Raw genomic sequence first — 22,890 nt, forward strand, 5'->3', positions numbered from 1 at the left:
ATGTCCGAGACGATGACGAACACTTCTGCGACCGAGGCGGCCGCGGAGATCCCCGACTACCCGATGCCCAGGCAGAAAGGCTGCCCCTTCGCCCCGCCGCCGGGTGTCATGGCACTGGCCGAAGCGCGCCCGCTGTCCCGAGTCCGGATCTGGGACGGCAGCACGCCGTGGCTCGTCACCGGCTATGAGCAAGTGCGGGAGCTGTTCTCGGATTCGCGCGTCAGCGTCGACGACCGGCTGCCCGGCTTCCCGCACTGGAACGCGGGCATGTTGTCCACCGTGCACAAGCGTCCACGGTCGGTCTTCACCGCCGACGGCGAGGAGCACACCCGATTCCGTCGCATGCTGTCGAAACCCTTCACGTTCAAGCGCGTTGAGGGCCTGCGCCCGACCATCCAGCGGATCACCGACGACCACATCGACGCGATGCTGGCCGGCCCGCAGCCCGCCGACGTCGTCACCGCGCTGGCGTTGCCGGTCCCGTCGCTGGTGATCAGCCAACTGCTCGGCGTCCCGTATGAGGACGCCGACATGTTCCAGCACCACGCCAACGTCGGGCTGGCGCGCTACGCGACCGGCGAAGACACCGTCAAAGGTGCCATGAACCTCAACAAGTACCTCGCGGAGCTGGTCGAGGCGAAAATGGCGAACCCGGCGGAGGACGCGGTTTCCGACCTTGCCGAGCGCGTCAAGGCCGGCGAGCTCAGCGTCAAAGAAGCGGCCCAACTGGGCACCGGCCTGCTGATCGCCGGGCATGAGACCACCTCGAACATGATCGGTCTCGGGGTGCTTGCCCTGCTGACGAACCCGGACCAGCTGGCCGTCATCCGCGACGCCGAGGATCCCAAGGTCATCGCCAGCGCCGTCGAGGAACTGCTGCGCTATCTGAGCATCATTCAGAACGGGCAGCGCCGCGTCGCGCTCGAAGACATCCACATCGCCGGGGAGACCATCCGCGCCGGCGAGGGCATCGTCATCGACCTGGCCCCGGCCAACTGGGATCCGCACGCCTTCCCCGAACCCGAACGGCTGTACCTGCACCGCTCCGGGGCCGACCGCAACGTCGCCTTCGGCTACGGCCGGCATCAATGCGTGGGGCAGCAGCTCGCCCGCGCCGAGCTGCAAATCGTCTACCGCACCCTGTTCCGGCGCGTCCCCACCCTCGAATTGGCCATCCCCGTCGAGGACGTGCCCTTCAAAGACGACCGGCTCGCCTACGGCGTCTACGAACTTCCGGTGACCTGGTAGCCCCCCAGGCCGCAACTGTCCCAATGCCGATCCGAATGGAGGGGTCAACGATGACGACTCACACCAGCACCGTTTCGCTCTACCCGCCCGGAGGCTTCGGCGCCCCGAAGGACCGCCGGGGCCACGCCTCGGACGCGGACGTCGGCCTGCCGGCGGGAACCGTGGTGTTTTCCGCGGACAATCACATCTCGCTGGCGGACGACATCTTCTACCAACGCTTTCCGGACGACCTCAAGGACAAGGCGCCGCGGATCTGGTACGAGGACGGTGCCTACCAGGTCGGCCGCAAGGGCCAGTCGTTTTTGCCGGGTGACTTCAGCGCGGTGCTGATGCAGTACGACGACCTGCCCGGCGCGGCGAGCACCAACATCGAGGCCCGCATCCAGGAACTGCATGACGACGGGGTCGACAAGGAACTGGCGTTCCCCAACGCGATTCTGGCGCTGTTCCACTACCCGGACAAGAACCTGCGCGAACTGGCCTTCCGCATCTACAACGAATACATCGCGGAGCTGCAGGAGCGCTCGGGCGGCCACTTCTACGGCGCCGGCCTGATCAACTGGTGGGACCCACAGGGCACCCGCCGGACACTCGACGAGCTGAAGTCGTTGGGGCTCAAGACCTTCCTGATGCCGCTGAACCCCGGCAAGGACGACGACGGCAACCCGATCGACTACGCGAGCACGTCCATGAGGCCGGTTTGGGACGAGATCGAGGCCGCCGGCCTGCCGCTCACCCACCACATCGGCGAAACGCCGCCGAAGAGCCCGTGCGAGTTCAACAGCGTCGTCGTCGGCATGATGATCAACATCGACGGTTTCCGGGAGACCTTCTCCAAGTACATCTTCGGCGGCATCCTCGATGATCACCCGGCTCTGCGGATCGGCTGGTTCGAGGGCGGCATCGCCTGGGTTCCATGGGCACTGCAGGACGCCGAGCACTTGGTGGCGTCCTACCAGCACATGTTCAACCGACCGTTGCAGCACGACGTGCGGTACTACTGGGACAACCACATGAGCGCGTCGTTCATGGTCGACCCGCTCGGTCTGCAGCTGATCGACAAGATCGGGGTGGACAAGGTCATGTGGTCCAGCGACTACCCGCACAACGAAAGCACCTACGGCTACTCCGAAAAGTCGCTGGCCGCCGTTGTCGAGGCCGTCGGTCCCGCGGACGCCGCGAAGATCGTCAGCGGCAACGTCACGAAATTCCTGGGACTGTAGGGCGGCCGGATGACGACCTTCGCGCAAACGGGCGCGGGCACCAGCAGCCTGGTGATCCCCGAGACGCCCGACCTGGGCCGCATGCGCCGGGAGACCGGGGCACGGCTGCGCTCGGCCATGGCCGAACGCGGTGTCGACGCCATGATCCTGCTGGGCAACAGTGCGGTGGTCTACGCCACCGGCACCAGTTGGCCGCTCGGTGACGCGGGTCTGTCCTACGTGGAGCGTCCGGTGGCCGTGGTGCTCGCCGCGGACGAGTGGCCGCACCTGTTCCTGCCGTTTCGCGAGGGCGCCTCGCACGAGTCGGACCTGCCCGCCGACCATGTGCACGGCCCGGTGTATCTCGAATTCGACGAGGGCGTCGAAGACTTCGCTCGCCTGCTGGCCGGCCTGATTCCCACCGCGGCGGTGATTGCGGTCGACGAATGCACCGGCGCGATGACGCGCGCCGCACAGGCGCTGTTCCCCGGCGGTGCGCCCGTCGACGCCGCGGCCATCGTCAGCGCCGCCAAGTCGGTGAAGACACCGGACGAACTGTCGTGCATGCGCACCGCCATCCGGATCACCGACGAGGCGATGGTCGAGGTGCACAAGCGGCTGGCCCCGGGAATCCGCCAAATCGACCTGTCGGCAAGCTTTCTGCGGCGAGCCTTCGAGTTGGGTGCGACGGCCAGCATGCTCGAACCGATCTGGCAGGTGATGCCGCCGAGCAAGGCCGACGGTGTCTGGACCACGCACGGCGACCTGGCGTTGCCCCTGCTGAGCACCGAGCGCGAACTCGCCGAGGGCGACGTGCTGTGGACCGACGTCAGCATCACCTATCGCGGCTACTGCTCCGACTTCGGACGGACCTGGATCGTCGGCCGGGATCCGTCGCCGCGCCAACGGGCGCAGTTCGACAAATGGTTCGAGATCATGTCCGCCGTCCTGAGCGTCGCCAAGGCCGGCGCCACGGCGGCGGATCTGGGGCGGGCGGCCACCAACGCCAATGGCGGCCGCAAGCCGTGGCTGCCGCACTTCTACCTGGGCCATGGCATCGGGGTGAACGCCGCCGAAATGCCCATGATCGGAACGGATCTGGGCCAGGAATTCGACGAGAACTTCGTCCTGCAACCCGGCATGGTGCTGGTCTTGGAGCCCGTGGTGTGGGAGGACGGCACCGGCGGGTACCGCAGCGAAGAGGTCCTGGTGATCACCGAGGAAGGCTGGATCCGATTGACCGACTACCCCTATGACCCCTATGGCTGCCATGTCAGTTGACGTCTGCCCGGACGACCGCGCGCTGCGCTCGGGTCGCCGCCGGCGTGTGCTGGAACAGATGGCGGCGCACGACCTCGACGTCCTGGTCCTCGGCCGCCAGGCCAACGTCCGTTATGTCACCGGTGCGCCGCAGTTGTGGGTCGCGGGCACACGCCCGTTCGGCCCGACGTGTGTGCTGGTCCGCGCGACCGGGGCGATCCATCTGCTCAGCACATGGGACGAAGGTGTCCCCGAGGACATCCCACACGAGAACCTGTACGGCATCTCGTGGAACCCGATGAACACGATGTCGGCGCTGCGGCGCATCGATGGCGCCGCGACCGCGCGTCGCGTCGGAACCGACGCGATATCACCGGTGTTCGCCCAGCTGCTGCCGACGGCGTTTCCCGGCGCGGAGCTCGTCGACGGCGAACTGGCGATGCGCGCCGCCCGCCGCATCAAGACGGCCGAAGAAGTGGTGTCGTTGCGGGAGGCGATCGCGGTGGCCGAAAAGGGTCTGGCCGCCGCCGTTTCCGAACTGCGGCCGGGCGTCAGCGAGCAGACGCTCGCCGGGGCCCTGCTCGAGGCCGTCGCGGCCGGCGGGGTGAGCACCCCGTCGAACCAAGACGTGGCGTGGGTGACCTCACCCGATCACCCGTGGCGGACGGCTGGCAGCGATCGTGTTCCGCGCCGCGTCAAAGACGGTGACCTGGTGGCGTTCTCGGCCGGGGTGCTTGCCGGCGGCTACATGGGCGAGGTCGGGCGAACCTGGCCGGCGGGCGAGGCCCGCGGCGCGGATGCGGTGTATCGGCGATGGGAACGCCTGTGGGACAGCCTGCTGGCCGCATGCCGACCCGGAGCGGGCGCGGCCGAACTGCTGGAGGCCTATCAGGCTGCGGGGGAGCCGGCGCCGCCGATGCCGGTGGCCCGCGGGCTGGGTATGGGCTTTGACCCGCCGGTGATCTCCAAGCACCTGCCCGCGACCGCGGCCGCCGAACGATTGGAGCAGGGCATGGTGCTGGCGGTCACCGGCTATGTCTGGGAGCGGGGCGTCGGCGCCGTCTTCGGTCGGGAAGCCGTATTGATCTCCGCCGACGGGCCCGAGGTTCTGACATCCAGCCCGTCGTGGCGCGAATAGCCATGTCCGGCAAGCCCGGCCCGCCGGCCGAGGAGATCATCAAGTACCACAAGGACCCCGAAACCCGCATCGCCACCATCACGTTCGATCGCCCCGGTCAGCTCAACGCCCCCACCATCGCCGCGCGCCTGCGCTACGCGGACCTGTTGCACCGCGCCGCCGTTGACGACGAGGTCAAGGTGCTGGTGGTGCGCGGATCCGGCGAGGACCTCGGCTCGGGCGCGGATCTCGTCGAGGAAATGGCGGCGCAGAACTCGGCGGACCAGCGTCACCGGCTCGCCGAGTACCGGATCGACGACGAGGACGTCCGCTTTCCTCCCGAGGGCTCGTTCCGGCATGGCGCCACCCTGGGCCAGTGGTACGCCAACCCGAACTCGGGGATACGCGGCCTGCAGGACTTCAAGAAGATCAGCATCCTCGAGGCCAAGGGCTACTGCTACGGCTGGCACTTTTATCAGGCGGCCGACGCGGACCTGGTGATCTCCAGCGACGACGCGCTGTTCGGGCATCCCTCGTTCCGCTATTACGGCTGGGGGCCGCGGATGTGGTGGTGGGCGCAGACCATGGGGATCCGGAAGTTCCAGGAAATGGTCTTCACCGGAAGGGCTTTCACCGCGGCCGAGATGTACGACTGCAACTTTCTCAACAGTGTGGTGCCCCGTGACGAGCTCGAGGCGGAGGTGGAGAGGTACGCGCTGGCCTGCGCACGCAATCGCCCCACCGATACGGTGTTCATGCAGAAGGTCTTCTTCGAGATCATGAAGCAGTTCCAGGGCGAGTACCTGGGCAGCATGCTGAGCGGCTTCTTCGAATCGATGGGCGGCCGCGTCCGGCCGGACGGTCCCGACGACTTCACGCTCGGCGATGCCATCGAACGGGGCCTGGGTACGGCGGTGAAGGCCAACGACGACAAGTTTCCCCCGGACTGGCGCCTGAGCAAGAAGGGGCGCAAGCGCAAGGACAGCCCCGACGAGCGCGGCCGGAAGCGGAAGCGCTAGTGGCGGAGTCCGCCGTGGAACCTCCCTTGACCGGGTACACCGTGGTCGATCTGTCCACCGGCATAGCGGGCGCCTACTGCACCAGGCTGCTGGCGGACGGCGGGGCGGACGTCGTCAAAGTCGAACCGCCGGAGGGTGATCCGCTGCGTTCCTGGTCCGCCTCGGGCGCCGTCATACCGCCCGGCGGCGACGGGGCGCTGTTCGGCTTTCTGGCCGGGTCGAAACGCAGCGTCGTCGCCGATCCCGGCATCGCCGACGATGTCGAGCTGGTCGACCGGTTGCTGACGTCCGCGGATGCGGTGGTGTGGTCCGGCGGCTCGAAAGTCGCGGAGAGCGCGGACTTCGCGCCCGCGGTGATTCACCGGCGCCATCCGCATCTCACCGTCGTCTCGATCACCCCGTTCGGGCTGGACGGGCCCTGGCGCGGCCGGGCGGCCACCGAGTTCACGCTGCAAGCATGGTCGGGTGGGATCATCGGCCTCGGGCGCGGTGAGGCCGACCGCGCCCCCGTGTTCGTCGGCGGGCAGGTGGGCGAGTACGTGGCCGGCCTCTATGCGAGTGTGGCCGTCCTGGCATCGCGCCACGGCCGCAACGGCGACGAGCCGGGCGAACTGGTGGACCTGTCGATGCTGGAGACCCAGATCCTCTCCCTGACCTACTATCCCGTCACCTATTTCGAGATGCTCGGGCGGCCGTGGCGGGACGCGCGTCGCGTCACCGTGCCGGGCGTGGCGCGCGCCAAGGACGGCCTGGTCGACGTCGGCTGCGGGACGGCGCAGCAGTGGTTCGACCTGTGCGCGATGGTCGGGCACCCGGAATGGATCGATGAGGATTCGTCGCTGACGATCACCGAGCGGGCCAACATCAAGGCCGCCGAGATCTACGCATGGTTCGAAGAGAACACGGTCGACGAGATCCGCGAACTCGCAACAGCATTCCGCATTCCTAACGCTCCGGTGGCCAACGGCGCCAACATCGCGTCGCTGGACCACTTCCGCGCGCGGCGCTCCTTTGTTCGCAACCCGGGCGGGGGGTTCCGGCAGCCGGGCCCTCCCTACCGCATGGTGCCGGCGCTGCTGCGCGAGCCGCACGCGGCGCCGCGGCTGGGCGAGCACACCGCGCGGTACCGCGCCGCGCAGGCCGTGACACGGCCCGCGCCCACCGGATCGGCGAATCGGTTGCCGCTGAGGGGGCTTCGGGTGCTGGACATGACAACGTTTTGGGCGGGCCCCTGCTGCACCCATATCCTGGCGATGCTGGGCGCGGAGGTCATCCACGTCGAGTCCACCCGCCGCCCCGACGGGACGCGGCTCATCGCGGGCGTACCCGTCACCGAAAATCAGTGGTGGGAGAAGTCCCCGATCTTCGCGGCGCTCAACACCAACAAGAAGGGCCTGACGCTGGACCTGCAAAACCGGCGCGGCCGGGACATCTTGCGCCGGCTCATCGCGACCTGCGACGTGGTCGTGGAGAACTTCACGCCGCGGGTGCTCGACCAGATGGGGCTGGATTTCGCAGCCCTACAAGCCATTCGGCCCGACATCGTGGTGGTCCGGATGCCGGGGTTCGGCCTGGACGGGCCGTGGCGTGACAACCCGGCATTCGCCTACGTCATCGAGGCCGCGTCCGGACTGACGTGGCTGACCGGGTACGCCGACCGCACCCCGTATGACCCCTACTCGATCGGCGACCCCAACGCGGGCGTGCACGCCGTGAACGCGTTGCTGTTGGCGCTGGAGCACCGGCGCCGCACTGGCCAGGGGGTGTTTGTCGAGGCGGCGATGGTGGATGCCGCGCTCAGCATCGCCGCCGAGCAGGTCATCGAATACTCCGCCTACGGGGCGCTGCTGCAACGGGCGGGCAACCGGGGACCGACCGCGGCGCCCCAAAACCTCTACCGCAGCGCCGACACCGACGAATTCGGCCTGCGGGACTGCTGGGTCGCGATAGCCGTGAGCACCGACGAGCAGTGGAACGGTCTGTGCGCGGCGATCGGATCGCCCTCGTGGGCAGCCGATCCCGAGCTGGCCTCCGCAGCCGGCCGCAGCGAGCACCACGACACCATCGACAAGGGACTGGCCGAATGGTGTGAGCGGCGAGGCGGCGACGAGATCGTGGCAACCCTGTGGGATGCCGGCGTCCCGGTGGCCAAGGTCATGCAGCCACACCGCCAGACGGAGCTCGAGCAGCTCGCGTTTCGCGGCTTCTTCGAGGAAGTCGACCACCCGGTGAACGGCCCGGCTAGGCTCAGCACCGTGCCGATGAGGATTTCATCCGGGCCGTCGGAATTCCACACCCGGCATGCGCCGCTGCTCGGCGAGCACAACAACGAATTGCTCGCCCAACTGGGGTTGAGCGACGCGGAGATCGCCGGCTTGGAAGCCGACGGCGTCATCGGCCGCGCACCGGCGATGTGACCCACGATGGCGATCGATCCCTCGGACGTCTTGCTCACCGGCCGCGTGGCGGTGGTCACCGGTGGGGGAGCGGGCATCGGTCGCGGCATCGCCGCCGGGATGGCCGCCTTCGGCGCCGCAGTGGCGATCTGGGAACGTGACCCGCAAACCTGCGCTGACGCCGCGGAATCGCTTGGCGCCCTGGGAATCGTGGCCGACGTGCGGGATGGCGCCCAGGTCGACGACGCGCTGCAGCGCACGAACGCCGAACTGGGCACCCCGACGATCCTGGTGAACAACGCCGGCGGGGTGTTCTCCTCGCCGCTGCTGGAAACCAGCGAGAACGGCTGGGATGCGCTCTACCGGGCCAATCTGCGCCACGTGCTGCTGTGCACCCAGCGCGTCGCGAGGCAGATGGTGTCAGCGGGCGTCGGCGGCAGCATCATCGCGATCACCTCGATCGAGGGCGTGCGGGCGGCGCCGGGCTATGCGGCGTACGCGGCGGCCAAGGCGGGCGTGATCAACTACACCCAGACCGCCGCGCTGGAACTGGCGCCGCACGGCATCCGGGTCAACGCGATCGCGCCCGACATCACGCTTACCGAAGGCCTGGCGAAGCTGGGCGGTGAAGCCGCGCTGAGCGGGATCGGCCACGTCGTGCCGCTGGGGCGCCCCGGTCATGTCGACGAAATCGCCGGCGTCGCGGTGTTTCTGGCATCGGGGATGTCGTCATACCTGACCGGGCAGACCCTGCACGTCGACGGCGGCACGCACGCGGCGAGCGGTTGGTATCACGACCCGCAGACGGGCGCCTACCGCCTGGGTCCGTCCGGCTAGTGGCTCCACCCCTGCGCGGCCTGGTCTTCGAAGGTGCGGTCGATGCGCTCGAACCGGCGACGAATCGAGGCACGGGCGGCTTCGTGCGGGAGCACGTAGAGGCGGTTGGCCAGGATCGCATCGGCCGTCAGCCGGGCGACGTCGTCGACGCCGACGCTCTCGTCCTGCGTCGGCAACGTCGCGGCGGCCGCCTCCGGTGAAGACGCCAGCCCGTAGTCCGCGCCGCGGATCCGTTCCGAGTTGGACACCAGCCTGGTCTCGACGACCATGGGGCACAGCACCGATACGCCGATGCCGTCGTCCCTGACCTCGCGCGCGAGCGTCTCCGCCAGGCCGACCACACCGTATTTGGCGACGCCATAGGTCCCCAGGCCCGCGTTCGGAACCAGGCCGGCAAAGGACGCGGTGAACGCCATGTGCCCGCCCGTGCCCTGTTCGAGCAGCCGCGGCAAGAACGCCTCGACCGCGTGGATCGAGCCCCACAGGTCGATGTCGATCACCCAGCGCCAGTCGTCGTGCGTCATCTGCGCGATCGGACCGGCAACCACGATGCCGGCGTTGCTGAAGACGACGTCGACGCGGCCCAGCAGGCGGAAGGACTCCTCGGCGAGGTGCACCATCTCGTCGAGCTGCGAGACGTCGCACACCACGCCGTGCGCGTCGAATCCCTCGCCGCGCAGGTGATTTACCGCCTGTTCCAGCGCGGGCTGATCCACGTCGGACAGCACCACGCGGGCTCCCCGGCGGGCGAATTCGGTGGCTGTGGCCAGACCGATACCGCTCGCACCGCCGGTGACCACCGTTCCGCGACCTTCGAACCCGTCCATGGGACGGCACTCTATTTCAGGCAGCTACCGGCATCGATGGGCAGGGTCACTCCGGTGATGTAACGGGATTCGTCCGAGGCGAAGAACAGCACCGCATTGCTGATGTCGATCGGTTCCACCCACGGGATGGGCAGGATATGGAACATCTGACAGATCGGCGCCATGTCGTCGGGACCGGGATTCTCCAGGTCCGGGCGGAACATCTTGAAGGTGCCCTCGTTGTGCAGCATCGGCGTCTTGACGTGGGTCGGGTGCACCGAGTTCACCCGAATCATGTGCTGCCCCAACTCGACTCCGAAGGCGCGCATCAGCCCGACGACGCCGTGTTTGGCGGCGACGTAATGACCGGTGTGAGGGTAGGCCTTGAGCCCGCCGACCGAGCTGGTCAGGATGATCGAACCGCCCCGGCCCCCCGACAAGAGATGCGGCACACCGGCTTTCACGGTTTTCCACACCCCGGCCAGGTTGATGTCGATCATCTCCGTCCAGTCTTCCTCGCTCGTCTTGTCCAAGGTGTCGCCGCCGTTGCCGATTCCGGCGTTGGCCACGATGATGTCGAGCCGGCCGAGTTGTTCGACTCCGCTGTCCACCGCGGCCTTCAGCGCCTGGAAGTCGCGCACGTCGACTTCGGCGGTGACGATCCTGCGGTCGTGCCCCTTGACCAGGTCGGCCGTCTCGGCGAGATCCTCGGGCGTCGACGCGGGGATCGCAGTGTCGGTAACGCCGTCGCGGATGGGCTTGCAGATGTCGACGGCGATGATGTCGGCGCCCTCCTGCGCCAACCGCACCGCGTGGCTGCGGCCCTGACCGCGGGCCGCTCCGGTGACGAAGGCGACTTTGCCCTCAACACGTCCGGTCATGGTTACCTCAACTCCTGACTAGTGATCGCACGGCCGATCGCGAAGGGCCGCAACCGCATCCCCCGGGCCGCCGCCTTCGCACTCTGTCACCGCCCCGTGGCGGGTGTCAATGACGAATCCGTTTTGGCTATTTATGGTTCTGAATATTAGAGAATATGATTCTCGGCAGCAAATGCGGTGCGCTATGTGATCAGCACCGGGAGTCGTGGCGGCGTTGTGCGTCGCGCTAGCCGACGAAACCGCGCGAGCAGAAGTCCCAGACCTCGTCACCGGTGATGGGGTGGACCGTCGCGTCGTCGGAGCCGCCGCTGGATTGGGCGATGAACATGACGGTCTGCATGGTCATCGCGGCCATGCGCTTCGGATTGACGCCCTGGCGCAATTCACCGGCGTCGAACGCCGCTTCCATCAGTTCGGTCAGCAACGCCAGCAGGGGGGCGTGCGCGACCTTGACCTCGGCCGGGTGCGTGACCAGCAAACGCGGCGCGAAATCGGTGAACAGCGGCCGCTTGGCGGTGGGATCCGGACGCGAGGCCTCATAGAGCAGCTGGACGGCAACCTTCAGCCGCTCCAGCGGATCGGTCTGGCTTTCCGTGGCGGCGCGGATCTGATCGGCGGAGCGGCTCAGGGCGTCTTCGAACAGCGCGAGCAGCAACTCGTGCTTGCCGTCGAACTGCAGGTAGAAGCTGCGCAGCGACTGGCGGGACCGGTCGACGACCTCCTGCACGGTAAAGTCCGTCGAGCCCTTCTCGATGATGATGGCCTGGGCCGCGTCGAGGAAGCGCTGAACGCGTTGCGCGGCACGCAATTTCGCCGTCTTGATCGACCTCTCGACGGCGCGCTGCTTCCAGGCTGGCTCTTCGCTGGGGCTGGTCACAGCCGGCTCGGCTGGTTGCCGCGAGGGGAGAACATGGTTGGACTCTACCGGAGAACGCCGTGACATCGCTGCGCTCGACCCCCTCACGGATCACATGTCGGAGATTGTAACTTTCTCGTCACGAGAATACTATTCTCTTAGACGTGTGTATGGAAGCGTAATCATTAAGAGCGAACCGGGCCGTCGGCGGAAATCCTGATCTACCGGCGCGGGAAGTGCTCACGACCACTGCGGGGAGTCGCGTGCAGCTCACCTTTGACGCCGACGTGGAGGCGTTCCGCGCCGAATTCGTCGCCTTTCTTCAGGCGCATTCCCCATCGGAGGCCGAGGCGTTCGAACGGCCCCGCTCCAGCTCGCACGTGCCGGCCTGGGCCCGGCGCTGGCAGCGGCTGCTGTTCGACAGCGGATGGCTGCTCCCGGGCAATCCGCCCGAGTTCGGCGGGCGCAACGCCACGCTGTTGCAGCAATACGTGTACTTGGAGGAGTTGGGGCGGCGGCGCATCTATCAAAGCTTCAACCCGCAGGGCGTCGGCATCATCGCCGCCTCGTTGTTGACCTTCGGCACGCCCGAGCAGAAGCGGAAGTGGGCGGTCCCGATCCTGCGGGCCGAGATCACCGCGTCGTTGGGAATGAGCGAGCCAGGCGCGGGTTCGGACCTGGCTTCGCTGAAAACCCGGGCGGTGCTCGACGGTGATCACTTCGTCGTCAACGGCCAGAAGGTGTGGACGTCCGGCGCCCACGACGCCGACGTGCTGCTGACATTCGTGCGCACCGACCCAAAGGCGCCCAAGCACAAGGGCATCAGCGTGTTGCTGATCCCCACCGACACGCCCGGTGTGGTCCGCCGCCCGTTCGCGTCGGTGTGTGACAGCGACGAGGTCGACTTCAACGAGGTTTTCTTCACCGACGCGCGCGTGCCGGCCGAGAACCTGGTGGGCGAGCTGAACCAGGGCTGGCGGGTGGCCACCGGTTCCCTGGGGCACGAACGCGTCATGCTGTGGATGGGATACGTCGACCTGCTGCACGAACTGAGCATCGACTTCCGGCCGACGGGCCCGCTCGAGCGGGATCGCTACGCCAGCCTGGTGATGGACGCCTATGCGCTGCGGCTACTGGGCTCGGCCGCGTTGTCGCGGGCTGCTCGCGGGGAAGAGGACGTGCCGGCCCAGTCGGTGCTGAAGCTGCTGGGCTCCGAGGCCCTGCAACGCGCATCCGAGGACGCCCTGAACGCCGCCCATGCGGACGGGCTCGTGCACCGCGCGGTCACCGCCCCGTTCGCGCCGCTGAACCTCGACAGCCATTACCGCAGCTGGTTCGACCGCTACGCGCGCACCTTCGCCGCGACGATCGCCGGCGGCACGTCGGAGATTCAGCGGAACATCATCGCCGAGCGCGTGCTCGGGATGCCGCGGAACTAGCGGGCGTCCAGCCAGGCGTAGTAGCCGATCGCGACGAGCCCGGCAACGATCGAAACCGCCCCTAACACCATGCCCGCCAATGCGACTCGGGGATTGTTCGCTGCGCCCCGCAGCACCCGTCTGCGACCGACGTCGCCCGTTATCAGCGCCGCGATGCCGAACGGCACCCCGACCAGCATCCAGCATGTGCCGAGCGCGACCAGGCCCACGAGCAGCGAAGCGACGCCCATCTCGTTTCGGGGGGCTGGCTCGGGCTGACTCATCGCGTCCCATCCTGTTGGCGGCCAGACGCAGTCTACGCGCCGGCTTCGGGCCCCACCCGCCGGAAGGGCCGCGAGCCTAGAGCTGGGCGAGCCGCGGCGCGAAACCGTTGTCCGCCAGGACCTTTCCCGCCTCGCGGGTCAGCTCACGGGTGTTGCCCAGCAGGCCGTCCAGGATCAGCGACCGTTTCACGTGGTGGTGCAGCGGGTGCTCGGCGGTGAAGCCGATACCGGCCAGCACCTGCTGGCAATGGCGGGCGGCGGTCAGGGCTGCCTGGCCGGCGGCTGCCTTGGCCAGCAGCGACGCCAGCCCGTCGTGATCCCCGACCTGCGCGGCGACGCGCAGCGTCGCTTCGGCGCCCTCGATCGCGACGAGCGTTTCTGCCAGCCGGTGCCGGATCGCCTGGAACGAGCTGACGTGCCGACCGAACTGCACGCGGTCCAGCGCGTGCCGGCGGGCCAGCGAGAGCATGGCCCGGCCGGTGCCGACCAACCACCAGCCCAGTGCCTGCCTGCCGGCGGCCAGCGCGGACGACGGCAGCGAATCCCCCTGCGCCACGCGCTGTATCGGCAGCGCGTCGTCGATCGCCGAACCGACGCACTCGCCGCGCGCCCAGATCACCCAGGCACCGCCGGCGAACGGCAGCGGCGGTGTTCCTCCCGGCGCCGCGCCGGTCTCGCGTGACACCACGTCGTTGAGCACCGGGGCGTGCGCGCCAGTCTCGCCGAGCAAGCGGAAGGCCAAAGGGACTGCGATGCCGGGCATTTCGTCCAGCATGTCGCACCAGCCCAGCTCAGTCAGCGCCGCGTCCAGCTTGCCCCCCGATGCGGCCGCCATCGTCGTCCGCAGCGAAGTTTCTAGTAGGCGCAGCGACTCGGGATCGTCCACGGCTCAGTCCTTCCCGAGGTCGAGCAGTCGGCGCGCAATGATGTTGCGTTGGATCTCGGCGGTGCCGCCGTAGATGGTCGCCGCGCGCGAGTACAGGTATTCCGGGCGCCACGGCGTCTCGTCGAGCTCGAGCGTTCCGGGCAGCAGGTCACGGACCGTGTCATAAAGCCGTTGCTCGGCGGCGGCCAGCAGCACCTTGTCGATCGACGTGTCCGGTCCCAGTCGCGCCCCGTCGCGCAGGCGGTGCTGGGTGTCGCGGGATCGGCAGCGCAGCGTGTGCAGCGCCAGATAAGCCGCCCCAAGCGCGGATTCGTCCGGCTCGCCGGCATCGCAGGCCTGGGCGACGAGGTCGTCGAAGCGGGAGTACAGGTAGGCGATTCGCTGCCAGAAGCACGTCGACCGCTCGTAGGGAAGCAGGTCCATTGCCAGCCGCCAGCCGTCACCCGGCCGGCCGAGCATCCGGCTGCCCGGGATCACCACGTCGTCGTAGTAGACCTCGCAGAATTCGTCGACGCCGTGCATCGTCCGGAGCGGCCGGATGGTGATGCCCGGGGTGTCGAGGTCGACGAAGAAGGCGGTGATTCCGTCGTGGCCGGGCGCGGTGCGGGTGAGCAGCACGCAGCGGGTCGAGAACTGCGCGAAGCTGGTCCAGACCTTCTGCCCGTTGACGACCCAGTCGTCACCCCGCTGCGTCGCGCGGGTGGTCAGCGAAGCCAGGTCGCTGCCGGAGCCCGGTTCGGAAAAGCCTTGACACCAATGCTCTTCGCCGCGCAGCAGCCGCGGCACCATCTCGGCGGCGAGCGCCGAAGGCGCGTAATCGATCATCGTGGGCGCGAGCACCTCGAGCATCGAGTAGGGGCCCGGCTCGGCGAGGCGGCGACCGACCACCTCTTCGCCGACGATCGCGCGCAGGACCGCGGGACCGCCCAGCCCGCCGACTTCGATGGGCCAGCCGTAGCGCATCCAATCGGCGTCGTAGAGCGCGCGGCTGACCCTGGCGAACTGCCGCATATGGCCCTGCAGCGAGTGGTCGGGACCGGGGGTCAGGTCATTGTCGTCGAGCCACGCACGCAAACCCGCCCGGAACTCCGCGACATTCACGGCGCGGGACGGCCCACGGCATGCGGGCGCCCGGAGTCGTGCACGCCGCTGCGGCGGATGAACGTCATGGCACGGGTCTTCAGCCGCCATCCGTCGGGCGTGCGGGCATAGGTGTCGCGGTAGTAGCCGATCCGCATGTCATGGGTGGCGTGGTCGATGAAGCACAACGGCTGGGTGCCGCTGGCGGAGTCGCCGTCGATGTTCTCGATCAGAGCAGTCCCGGTGAGAAACAAGCCCTTTGGCGCGGCGGCCACCAGCTCCGGAAATCTGTCCAACCGGTAGGTGTCGCCGAACGCACTGTAGGTGCCGTCCGGGGTGAAGACCCCGATGAGCCCGTCGATGTCTTCCTGGGTGATGGTGACCGCGTAGCGGGCGAGCAGCTGCTGGATCTCGACCAGGTCGTCAGTTCGGGTTGGCTGTCTTGTCGACATAGACCTTGCCGCCTTTCATGACAAAGCTCACGCTCTGGGTAACGGTGATGTCTTCCAAGGGATTTCCCGGCACCGCGATGATGTCGGCGAGCTGGCCCGCCACGAGCCGGCCCCGGTCGGTCGAGTTGATCAGTTCGGCCGCGGTCACCGTCGCCGCGCGCAACACGGCCAACGGCGGCAGTCCCCAGTTCACCAGGGTTACCAACTCGTCGGCGTTGCGTCCGTGCGGGATCGCGGGAGCATCGGTGCCTACCGCGATCTTCACCCCGGCCTCGTAGGCGGCCAGGATGGAGGTCCGAGCCTTCGGGAACATCTCGGCTGCCTTGGCCTGCAGCTCGGGGGCGGCATGAGAGACGTCCATGGCATCGCCGTCGGCCAGGCGCCGGGTGCTCACCAGGAAGGTGCCGTGCTCGACCATCGACGCGATCGCGTCGTCATCGATCAAGAAGCCATGCTCGATGCAATCGATGCCGGCGTCGACAGCGTGCATGACGGCCTCGGCCCCATGCGTGTGGGCGGCGACGCGCAGCCCGCGCCGGTGCGCCTCGTCGACGATCGCGCGCAGCTCCTCGTCCGAATAGTGTTGCGCGCCAGGCGGTCCGGTCAATGACATCACCCCGCCCGAGCAGCACACCTTGATCAACTCGGCGCCGTGTTTGATCTGGTAGCGCACGGCCTTGCGGATCTCGTCGATGCCGTTGGCGATGCCCTCCTCGACGGTCAGCTCCAGCGCGTGCGGCGCAAACGCCGCGAACATCGTCGGATCCAGGTGGCCGCCGGTGGGGGTGATGGCATGCCCGGCCGGCACCACGCGCGGACCGTCGATCCAGCCGGCGTCGATGGCCTTGCCCAGCGCGACGTCCAACAGGTAGCCACCGGTCTTGACGAACAGGCCGAGGTTGCGCACGGTGGTGAATCCGGCGCGCAACGTGCGCCGCGCGTTGCCGACCGCGCGCAGCACCCGCGTGGGCGGGTCGTCCTGAACCTGGGACAGCCCGGGCTTTTCACCGCGGCCACCCATCAACAGGTTGACCTCCATGTCCATCAGCCCGGGCAGCAGGATTTGATCGCCGAGGTCGATGAGTTGGCCTTCCGGCTCACCGCCGACACTCGCGATCCGGTCACCCTCGATCTGGACGACGCCGGGGGAGACGATCTCGCCGGCGTCGACGTCGAGCAGCCCGGCGGCCTTGAGCGTCAACACCGGTTAGATCACCGGTTCCCGGATGCACTCCACCCAGGCGGCCCCGCTGTCGGGCACCCGCGGCTGCTTCCACGCTTCGATGGGAAACGACACCATGACGAGCGACTGCATGATGTGCATGAGAGTCCTTGCGTCCTCGGGCAGATCGTCTAGTGGGTATTTGTCACAGTAGGCGATCACGTCATTGAGGCGCGGGAAGGCCACGTCGTAGAACGCCTGCATCTCGGCCATCGTCGAGGCCAGTCGCTTGGCGTAGCGCTCGGGTTCGGTGGCGAGATCCCAGTCCAAAAACGGCTCGAGTTCGGTGAATTCAGCGGGCAGCGACGTGGCCATTGTTCTGATACTCCTTCACGTAGTCACCGGTCGTCTTGTGCAGATGACGGATCAAGACTTCCTGGTCGCACAGCAGGAACTCTGTGACGGCCCGCGTGCCGATCATGGTCTGGGTCGCTTCGAGCGTATTGGCGTCCTGCAGCGCGTACTCCTTGAACGTCACAGCGGCCAACTCCTGGGCCAGCCGTTCCCGCGCGTTGCGCGGCGGGACGAAGTACAGCGTGCACTCGAAGATGTGCTTGTCCACGGCGGTGGGCCAGTAGTGGTAGGTGAGGAACCAGCCCGGCTCCCAGATCAGCAGCATGAAGTTCGGGTAGAAGAGGAACGAGTCGATGCCCCATTGCGGCACCCTCTTCACATTGACCCCCGGCGGCAGGTCCAGCTTCTCGATGAGCTCCGGCTTGTCCCACGGGCCGAACAGACCGCTGCGCAACACCTGGTCCATCGGCTTCACCATGGACATGTCCGGGGGAGGCGCCTGACCGCCCCACGTCGACTGCAGGCTGTGCGGGCCGGCCAGTTCGTAGTGCAGCGCCTCGTATCCGAACTTTTGGATCTTGGCGGCTTCTTCCTTCGTGTATTGCCCCTGGTGCAGGATCGGCGCGTGGTAGAACTCGACGAACGCGTCGATGAACAGCTTCCAGTTGCTGCCGACCTCGGCGCGGTAGGAGTAGGTCTCCGTCATCTCGCCGAAGGGGTAGCCCTCGATGCTCTTGGCGAGTGGCCCGAGGTAGTCGGTGAGCGGCGCCGCGTTGGGGTCGAAGTTGATGAAAATGAAGCCCTCCCACACCTCGCAGCGGACCGGCGCCAAGCCGAAGTTGCCCTTGTCGAGGTTGAAGAATTCTTCTTCCTGTTGAACGAAGGTCAGGTCACCGTCGAGGTTGTAGCGCCAGGCGTGGTACTTGCAGGTGAACTGCCGGCAGGTGCCGGAGGTCTCCTCGTTGGGGAAGTCGTTCCACACCAACTTGTTTCCGCGGTGGCGGCAGACGTTGTGATATGCCTTGACCGATCCGTCCTTGGTCTTGACGATGATCACCGAGGTGCCCTTCCCCGCCGACGGCAGCTCTTTGGTGAAGTAGCTGCCGGTGCGGGGCAGGCGGTCGACTCGGCCGACGTTGAGCCATGTCTTCCTGAAGACGGCGTCGCGCTCGGCTTGGAAGAAGGCGGTATCGATCGAGTCGGTGTAGTCGACGGGCGCCGTGCCAAGCTCGGGGTAGTTCTCTGTCCAGCTGCCTGCGGCTGGCTTGGGGAAGTGGGGCAACTTTCTACCTCTCTTAGTGTTCGGCGTTTTCGAGCTGTACGCCAAAAGTGTTGAAGGCCATGGCCAGCAGCGCGTAGCAGCCGACCGTGAAGACGAAATCCATGCGCTGCCGGTCGTCGAGGCGCACACCGAGCGCGGCCCAGGTCTGGTCGGACAGCTGTGATTTCTCCTCGAGCTCGTCGACACCGGCGATCACCACGCGGTCGAACTCGTCCGCGGGCCGGCCTTGCTGGACCGCGGCGATCTCGTCGTCGGTCATTCCCTCGGCCTTGGCCATCGCGACGTGGTGCGACCACTCATAGGCGCAGCCTCGGCGATGCGCGACCCGCAGGATGGCCAGCTCACGAATGCGCGGCGGCAGCGTGGACGAGGTCAAGAGGTGGACGTTGAAGCGCAGAAACGCCTTGGCGAGGGCGGGATGGTGGGCGAGGGTGCTGAGCGCATTGTTGGTGTCCGGGTCGCGCATCGCCGAGAGCGCCCGGTGGGCACTGTCGTCCCACTGGTCAGCGGGCAGCGGCGCCAACCGCATCCGCGCACTCCTCTCGCCATCCCCCCATGCACCTCTCGGTGAAGGAGAATCAGATTCTCATTTCCAACTAATAGAGTTGCATGAATCGCGCGGCGGGTCAATGGCGGCGGCCGGCGACGCGCCCCGGGCCGCAGGCGGTTCGCCGCCCCGGCGCGGCGAAATGCCCGCCTTCCTGCGAGAACGCCGGCCGCCGCGCCGCTTTGCGGGTCGACGCCGCGCTTCACCTTTCACACCCGGCCGCTCGGGGGTGGGCGCCGCGCCGGGCCGGTCCCCGCCTGGTCGGCCGCCGCACGCGGGCCACCGCATCGGATGGATGTTGATTCTCGCTTGGCGAGAAGATAGTTTTCATTTTAGTGATCTTGGCACGGGACAACGATTCGCCGAGGCTGCGTGGGAGCGGAATCGAATAGACGGACCCGATGGAAGGGCAACGGCCATGAACAAAGAAGACATGATCCTGATCAGCGTCGACGACCACACCGTCGAGCCGCCCGACATGTTCAAGAACCACCTGCCGAAGAAGTACCAGGACGACGCGCCGCGCCTGGTGCACAACGCCGACGGCTCGGACATGTGGAAGTTCCGCGACACCGTGATCCCCAACGTGGCCTTGAACGCGGTCGCCGGACGGCCGAAGGAGGAGTACGGCATCGAGCCGACCGGGCTCGACGAGATCCGGCCGGGTTGTTACAACGTCGACGAGCGAGTCAAGGACATGAACGCCGGCGGCATCCTGGCCTCCATCTGCTTCCCTTCGTTTCCCGGCTTCGCCGCCCGGCTCTTCGCCACCGAGGATCACGATTTCTCGATCGCGCTGGTGCAGGCCTACAACGACTGGCACATCGACGAATGGTGCGGTGCCTACCCGGCGCGGTTCATCCCGATGGCGATCCCGGTCATCTGGGATGCCGAGGCGTGTGCGGCCGAGGTGCGACGCGTCGCGAAGAAGGGCGTGCACGCGCTGACGTTCACCGAGAACCCGGCCGCGATGGGATATCCGAGCTTTCACAACGAGTACTGGAATCCGCTGTGGAAAGCCTTGGTGGACACCGACACCGTGATGAACGTGCACATCGGTTCGTCGGGCCGGCTGGCGATCACCGCGCCGGACGCGCCGATGGACGTGATGATCACGCTGCAGCCGATGAACATCGTGCAGGCCGCCGCCGACCTGTTGTGGTCGCGGCCGATCAAGGAATACCCGGACCTGAAGGTCGCGCTCTCCGAGGGCGGAACCGGCTGGATCCCCTACTTCCTCGAGCGTGCCGACCGGACCTTCGAGATGCATTCCGCCTGGACGCACCAGGACTTCAAGGGCAAGCTGCCCAGCGAGGTTTTCCGCGACCACTTCCTGACCTGCTTCATCAGCGACAAGGTCGGCGTGGCGCTGCGCAACATGATCGGCATCGACAACATCTGCTGGGAAGCCGACTATCCGCACAGCGACTCGATGTGGCCGGGTGCGCCGGAAGAGCTGTGGGATGTGTTGTCCATCAACAACGTTCCGGACGACGAGATCAACAAGATGACCTACGAGAACGCGATGCGCTGGTACTCGTTCGACCCGTTCACTCACATCTCGCGTGAACAGGCGACCGTCGGTGCGCTGCGTAAGGCCGCCGAGGGGCATGACGTGTCCATCAAGGCGCAGGGCCACGACAAGGACACCCGGGGCGGTTCGTCCTTCGCCGATTTCGCGGCCAACGCGAAAGCCCTTACCGGCAACAAGGACTGAGGGCCCCCCAGTCCCGCGAGCAGACGCAAACTCGCATAACTCCGGTCGCGATTATGCGAGTTTGCGTCTGCTCGCGCTGAAAGAGGAGGAGCGCTAAATGCCCGGCGCTGGAATGAACTTCGAGCTGACCGATGACCAGGAGCTGATCCGACGGTCGGTCGCCGAGCTGGCGCGGAAATTCGACGATCAGTACTGGATGGAAAAAGACCAGGCGCACGAATTTCCGGTCGAGTTCTACCAGGCCATCGCGCAGGGTGGCTGGCTGGGCATGACGATTCCCACCGAGTACGGCGGACACGGCCTCGGTATCACCGAAGCCACCATCCTGCTCGAGGAGGTCGCCAAATCCGGCGGCGCCATGAACGCAGCCAGCTCGATCCACCTTTCCATCTTCGGCATGCAACCGGTGGTGGTGCACGGCTCCGACGAACTCAAGGCGCGCACCCTGCCCAAGGTCGCAACCGGCGAAGTCCATGTCTGCTTCGGCGTGACCGAACCCGGTGCGGGACTGGACACCTCGCGAATCACCACCTTCGCCAAACGCGACGGCGATCGCTACATCGTCAACGGCCGCAAGGTGTGGATCTCCAAAGCCATCGAGTCCGACAAGATCCTGTTGCTCACCCGCACGCAGAGCTACGAGGAAGTCACCAAGAAGACCGACGGGATGACCCTGTTCATCACCGATCTGGACCGCAGCCGCATCGACATCCGGCCGATCCGCAAGATGGGCCGCAACGCCGTCAGCTCCAACGAGTTGTTCATCGACAACCTCGAGGTACCGGTGGAGGACCGAATCGGCGAGGAGGGCAAGGGTTTCCAGTACATCCTGGACGGTCTGAACCCGGAACGCATGCTGATCGCCGCCGAGGCGCTCGGCATCGGCCGCGTGGCGCTGGACAGGGCGGTCAAGTACGGCAACGAGCGTGAGGTCTTCGGCCGGCCCATCGGAATGAACCAGGGCCTGCAATTCCCGCTCGCGGACTCTTTGGCGCGCCTCGACGCCGCCGAACTGATGCTGCGCAAGGCGACCTGGTTGTACGACCACGGGAAACCGTGTGGGCGCGAGGCGAACACCGCGAAATACCTGTGCGCCGACGCGGGCTTCACCGCCGCCGACCGGGCGCTGCAAACCCACGGAGGCATGGGTTACGCGGAGGAGTACCACATCACGCGCTACTTCCGCGAGGCCCGGTTGATGAAGATCGCACCGGTGAGCCAGGAGATGATCCTGAACTTCCTGGGAGCGAACGTCCTGAAATTGCCGAGGAGCTACTGACGTCCGCCGACGAACCCGTGCTCCTGTCGGAAGACCGCGACGGAGTGCGCACGCTCACCCTCAACCGTCCGCGCCGAAAGAATGCGATCAACCCCGAACTCTGGGCCGCGTTGCGCGACGCGCTGCTCGGCGCCGGCCGGGATCGTGGCGTGCGCGCACTCGTGCTCACCGGCTCCGGCGGCAGCTTCTGCTCGGGCGCCGACATCTCGGCGCCCGACGACGTGCACCCAAACTACAAGCTGCAGCGGCTGACCGACGTCGCGCTCGCTCTGCACGAGCTCGCGATACCGACGATCGCCAAGGTGACCGGGGTGGCCGTCGGGGCGGGCTGGAACCTCGCCCTGGGATGTGACTTCGTGGTCGCCACACCGGAATCGAGGTTCTGCCAGATCTTTGCCAAGCGTGGTCTGTCGATCGACCTCGGCGGCTCCTGGCTCCTGCCCAAACTCGTTGGCCTGCAACAGGCCAAGCGGCTCGCGCTGCTGGCCGAGACGATTGACGCGGCGGAAGCGTACGCCCTGAACCTGGTGACGTGGCTGGTGCCGGGCGCGGAGATCGACGCCTTCGTCGACGACCTCGCGGACCGGTTGGCGGCGGGTCCACCGATCGCCCTCGCCCACACCAAAGCCCTGCTGAACCAGGGCGCCGACAGCACCTTGCGCGGTGCCCTCGCGAACGAGGCACGCGCGCAAGTGGGAAACTTCGCAACGGCCGACGCGGCCGCGGCGTACGCCGCTTTCGCGGAGCGGCGGGAGCCGTCGTTCACTGGCCGGTGGGCATCAGCACGATCGAAGGAAGAAGAGTAGG

22 protein-coding genes are annotated in these 22,890 nt (G+C 67.2%); 11 read left to right on the forward strand and 11 right to left on the reverse strand.

Annotated features, from left to right (window positions below):
* The 7 genes from U8D42_RS00860 (at position 1) to U8D42_RS00890 (ending at position 9,079) form a co-directional block, all read left to right on the forward strand.
* Complete coding sequence (locus tag U8D42_RS00860; RefSeq protein WP_322860994.1) at positions 1 to 1,248, forward strand: cytochrome P450; 1,248 nt, start codon at positions 1 to 3, stop codon at positions 1,246 to 1,248.
* Positions 1,249 to 1,409: 161 nt separating this feature from the next.
* Positions 1,410 to 2,471, forward strand: coding sequence for an amidohydrolase family protein (locus tag U8D42_RS00865; RefSeq protein WP_211279257.1), 1,062 nt, complete (start codon positions 1,410 to 1,412; stop codon positions 2,469 to 2,471).
* 9 nt (positions 2,472 to 2,480) lie between these two features.
* Positions 2,481 to 3,731 (forward strand): M24 family metallopeptidase, encoded by a 1,251-nt coding sequence (locus tag U8D42_RS00870; protein ID WP_085242422.1) that lies wholly within the window; start codon positions 2,481 to 2,483, stop codon positions 3,729 to 3,731.
* On the forward strand, positions 3,721 to 4,848 hold the full coding sequence (locus U8D42_RS00875; protein ID WP_322860993.1) for a M24 family metallopeptidase: 1,128 nt from the start codon (positions 3,721 to 3,723) through the stop codon (positions 4,846 to 4,848). The genes U8D42_RS00870 and U8D42_RS00875 overlap by 11 nt, the downstream gene beginning before the upstream one ends.
* Positions 4,849 to 4,850: 2 nt before the next feature.
* Positions 4,851 to 5,846: an enoyl-CoA hydratase/isomerase family protein gene (locus U8D42_RS00880; RefSeq protein WP_090418168.1), complete on the forward strand. Its 996-nt coding sequence runs from the start codon at positions 4,851 to 4,853 to the stop codon at positions 5,844 to 5,846.
* Complete coding sequence (locus U8D42_RS00885) at positions 5,846 to 8,263, forward strand: CaiB/BaiF CoA transferase family protein (RefSeq protein WP_322860992.1); 2,418 nt, start codon at positions 5,846 to 5,848, stop codon at positions 8,261 to 8,263. Before U8D42_RS00880 ends, U8D42_RS00885 begins: the two co-directional genes overlap by 1 nt.
* Positions 8,264 to 8,269: 6 nt before the next feature.
* Entirely contained in the window at positions 8,270 to 9,079 is an 810-nt protein-coding gene (locus U8D42_RS00890; protein ID WP_085242419.1) for an SDR family NAD(P)-dependent oxidoreductase, read from the forward strand.
* Here U8D42_RS00890 and U8D42_RS00895 read toward each other — a convergent pair.
* The 3 genes from U8D42_RS00895 to U8D42_RS00905 form a co-directional block, all read right to left on the reverse strand.
* On the reverse strand, positions 9,076 to 9,906 hold the full coding sequence (locus U8D42_RS00895) for an SDR family NAD(P)-dependent oxidoreductase (RefSeq protein ID WP_322860991.1): 831 nt from the start codon (positions 9,904 to 9,906) through the stop codon (positions 9,076 to 9,078). The genes U8D42_RS00890 and U8D42_RS00895 overlap by 4 nt on opposite strands.
* Before the next feature lie 11 nt (positions 9,907 to 9,917).
* Positions 9,918 to 10,766 carry a mycofactocin-coupled SDR family oxidoreductase gene (locus tag U8D42_RS00900; protein WP_322860990.1) on the reverse strand — a complete coding sequence of 283 codons (849 nt, stop codon included), beginning with the start codon at positions 10,764 to 10,766 and terminating at the stop codon, positions 9,918 to 9,920.
* Positions 10,767 to 10,992: 226 nt separating this feature from the next.
* The gene (locus U8D42_RS00905; protein WP_322860989.1) at positions 10,993 to 11,643 is read right to left on the reverse strand and encodes a TetR/AcrR family transcriptional regulator; all 651 of its coding nucleotides are present in this window, start codon (positions 11,641 to 11,643) and stop codon (positions 10,993 to 10,995) included.
* Between the two features lie 242 nt (positions 11,644 to 11,885).
* Here U8D42_RS00905 and U8D42_RS00910 point away from each other — a divergent pair, with 242 nt between their 5' ends.
* Entirely contained in the window at positions 11,886 to 13,061 is a 1,176-nt protein-coding gene (locus U8D42_RS00910) for an acyl-CoA dehydrogenase family protein (RefSeq protein WP_322860988.1), read from the forward strand.
* Here U8D42_RS00910 and U8D42_RS00915 read toward each other — a convergent pair.
* The 8 genes from U8D42_RS00915 to U8D42_RS00950 all read right to left on the reverse strand — a co-directional run bounded on the left by U8D42_RS00915 (position 13,058) and on the right by U8D42_RS00950 (position 19,069).
* Positions 13,058 to 13,324, reverse strand: coding sequence for a DUF4190 domain-containing protein (locus tag U8D42_RS00915; RefSeq protein ID WP_322860987.1), 267 nt, complete (start codon positions 13,322 to 13,324; stop codon positions 13,058 to 13,060). The two genes, U8D42_RS00910 and U8D42_RS00915, sit on opposite strands and share 4 nt — an antisense overlap.
* 76 nt (positions 13,325 to 13,400) lie before the next feature.
* Entirely contained in the window at positions 13,401 to 14,159 is a 759-nt protein-coding gene (locus tag U8D42_RS00920) for an acyl-CoA dehydrogenase family protein (RefSeq protein ID WP_322861025.1), read from the reverse strand.
* A gap of 54 nt (positions 14,160 to 14,213) precedes the next feature.
* Positions 14,214 to 15,311: an acyl-CoA dehydrogenase family protein gene (locus U8D42_RS00925; RefSeq protein WP_085242413.1), complete on the reverse strand. Its 1,098-nt coding sequence runs from the start codon at positions 15,309 to 15,311 to the stop codon at positions 14,214 to 14,216.
* A complete protein-coding gene (locus U8D42_RS00930; RefSeq protein ID WP_322860986.1) occupies positions 15,308 to 15,742 on the reverse strand; it encodes a nuclear transport factor 2 family protein in 435 nt (144 codons plus the stop codon). The genes U8D42_RS00925 and U8D42_RS00930 overlap by 4 nt, the downstream gene beginning before the upstream one ends.
* The gene (locus tag U8D42_RS00935) at positions 15,714 to 16,946 is read right to left on the reverse strand and encodes a metal-dependent hydrolase family protein (protein ID WP_322860985.1); all 1,233 of its coding nucleotides are present in this window, start codon (positions 16,944 to 16,946) and stop codon (positions 15,714 to 15,716) included. Before U8D42_RS00935 ends, U8D42_RS00930 begins: the two co-directional genes overlap by 29 nt.
* Positions 16,947 to 16,949: 3 nt before the next feature.
* Positions 16,950 to 17,279 carry a hypothetical protein gene (locus tag U8D42_RS00940; protein ID WP_322860984.1) on the reverse strand — a complete coding sequence of 110 codons (330 nt, stop codon included), beginning with the start codon at positions 17,277 to 17,279 and terminating at the stop codon, positions 16,950 to 16,952.
* A complete protein-coding gene (locus tag U8D42_RS00945; protein ID WP_322860983.1) occupies positions 17,257 to 18,540 on the reverse strand; it encodes an aromatic ring-hydroxylating oxygenase subunit alpha in 1,284 nt (427 codons plus the stop codon). The genes U8D42_RS00940 and U8D42_RS00945 overlap by 23 nt, the downstream gene beginning before the upstream one ends.
* 13 nt (positions 18,541 to 18,553) lie before the next feature.
* Positions 18,554 to 19,069, reverse strand: a complete 516-nt coding sequence (locus tag U8D42_RS00950) for a carboxymuconolactone decarboxylase family protein (RefSeq protein ID WP_322860982.1) — start codon at positions 19,067 to 19,069, stop codon at positions 18,554 to 18,556.
* A gap of 436 nt (positions 19,070 to 19,505) precedes the next feature.
* Here U8D42_RS00950 and U8D42_RS00955 point away from each other — a divergent pair, with 436 nt between their 5' ends.
* The 3 genes from U8D42_RS00955 (at position 19,506) to U8D42_RS00965 (ending at position 22,889) form a co-directional block, all read left to right on the forward strand.
* The gene (locus U8D42_RS00955) at positions 19,506 to 20,804 is read left to right on the forward strand and encodes an amidohydrolase family protein (protein ID WP_085242407.1); all 1,299 of its coding nucleotides are present in this window, start codon (positions 19,506 to 19,508) and stop codon (positions 20,802 to 20,804) included.
* A 112-nt stretch (positions 20,805 to 20,916) separates the two neighbouring features.
* Positions 20,917 to 22,083, forward strand: a complete 1,167-nt coding sequence (locus U8D42_RS00960) for an acyl-CoA dehydrogenase family protein (RefSeq protein WP_322861024.1) — start codon at positions 20,917 to 20,919, stop codon at positions 22,081 to 22,083.
* Entirely contained in the window at positions 22,080 to 22,889 is an 810-nt protein-coding gene (locus U8D42_RS00965; protein WP_090421288.1) for an enoyl-CoA hydratase/isomerase family protein, read from the forward strand. Before U8D42_RS00960 ends, U8D42_RS00965 begins: the two co-directional genes overlap by 4 nt.
* Position 22,890: the final 1 nt, after the last annotated feature.

This window comes from Mycobacterium europaeum (assembly GCF_034555895.2).
GTDB classification, from domain to species: domain Bacteria; phylum Actinomycetota; class Actinomycetes; order Mycobacteriales; family Mycobacteriaceae; genus Mycobacterium; species Mycobacterium europaeum.

Excerpts from the sequence above, each read along its gene's own strand:
- U8D42_RS00860 (WP_322860994.1), top strand. The coding sequence starts at position 1 with ATGTCCGAGACGATGACGAACACTTCTGCGACCGAGGCGGCCGCGGAG.
- U8D42_RS00870 (WP_085242422.1), top strand. The coding sequence starts at position 2,481 with ATGACGACCTTCGCGCAAACGGGCGCGGGCACCAGCAGCCTGGTGATC.
- U8D42_RS00875 (WP_322860993.1), top strand. The coding sequence starts at position 3,721 with ATGTCAGTTGACGTCTGCCCGGACGACCGCGCGCTGCGCTCGGGTCGC.
- U8D42_RS00880 (WP_090418168.1), top strand. The coding sequence starts at position 4,851 with ATGTCCGGCAAGCCCGGCCCGCCGGCCGAGGAGATCATCAAGTACCAC.
- U8D42_RS00890 (WP_085242419.1), top strand. The coding sequence starts at position 8,270 with ATGGCGATCGATCCCTCGGACGTCTTGCTCACCGGCCGCGTGGCGGTG.
- U8D42_RS00895 (WP_322860991.1), bottom strand. The coding sequence starts at position 9,906 with ATGGACGGGTTCGAAGGTCGCGGAACGGTGGTCACCGGCGGTGCGAGC.
- U8D42_RS00900 (WP_322860990.1), bottom strand. The coding sequence starts at position 10,766 with ATGACCGGACGTGTTGAGGGCAAAGTCGCCTTCGTCACCGGAGCGGCC.
- U8D42_RS00915 (WP_322860987.1), bottom strand. The coding sequence starts at position 13,324 with ATGAGTCAGCCCGAGCCAGCCCCCCGAAACGAGATGGGCGTCGCTTCG.
- U8D42_RS00920 (WP_322861025.1), bottom strand. The coding sequence starts at position 14,159 with ATGGCGGCCGCATCGGGGGGCAAGCTGGACGCGGCGCTGACTGAGCTG.
- U8D42_RS00930 (WP_322860986.1), bottom strand. The coding sequence starts at position 15,742 with ATGTCGACAAGACAGCCAACCCGAACTGACGACCTGGTCGAGATCCAG.
- U8D42_RS00940 (WP_322860984.1), bottom strand. The coding sequence starts at position 17,279 with ATGGCCACGTCGCTGCCCGCTGAATTCACCGAACTCGAGCCGTTTTTG.
- U8D42_RS00950 (WP_322860982.1), bottom strand. The coding sequence starts at position 19,069 with ATGCGGTTGGCGCCGCTGCCCGCTGACCAGTGGGACGACAGTGCCCAC.
- U8D42_RS00955 (WP_085242407.1), top strand. The coding sequence starts at position 19,506 with ATGAACAAAGAAGACATGATCCTGATCAGCGTCGACGACCACACCGTC.
- U8D42_RS00960 (WP_322861024.1), top strand. The coding sequence starts at position 20,917 with ATGAACTTCGAGCTGACCGATGACCAGGAGCTGATCCGACGGTCGGTC.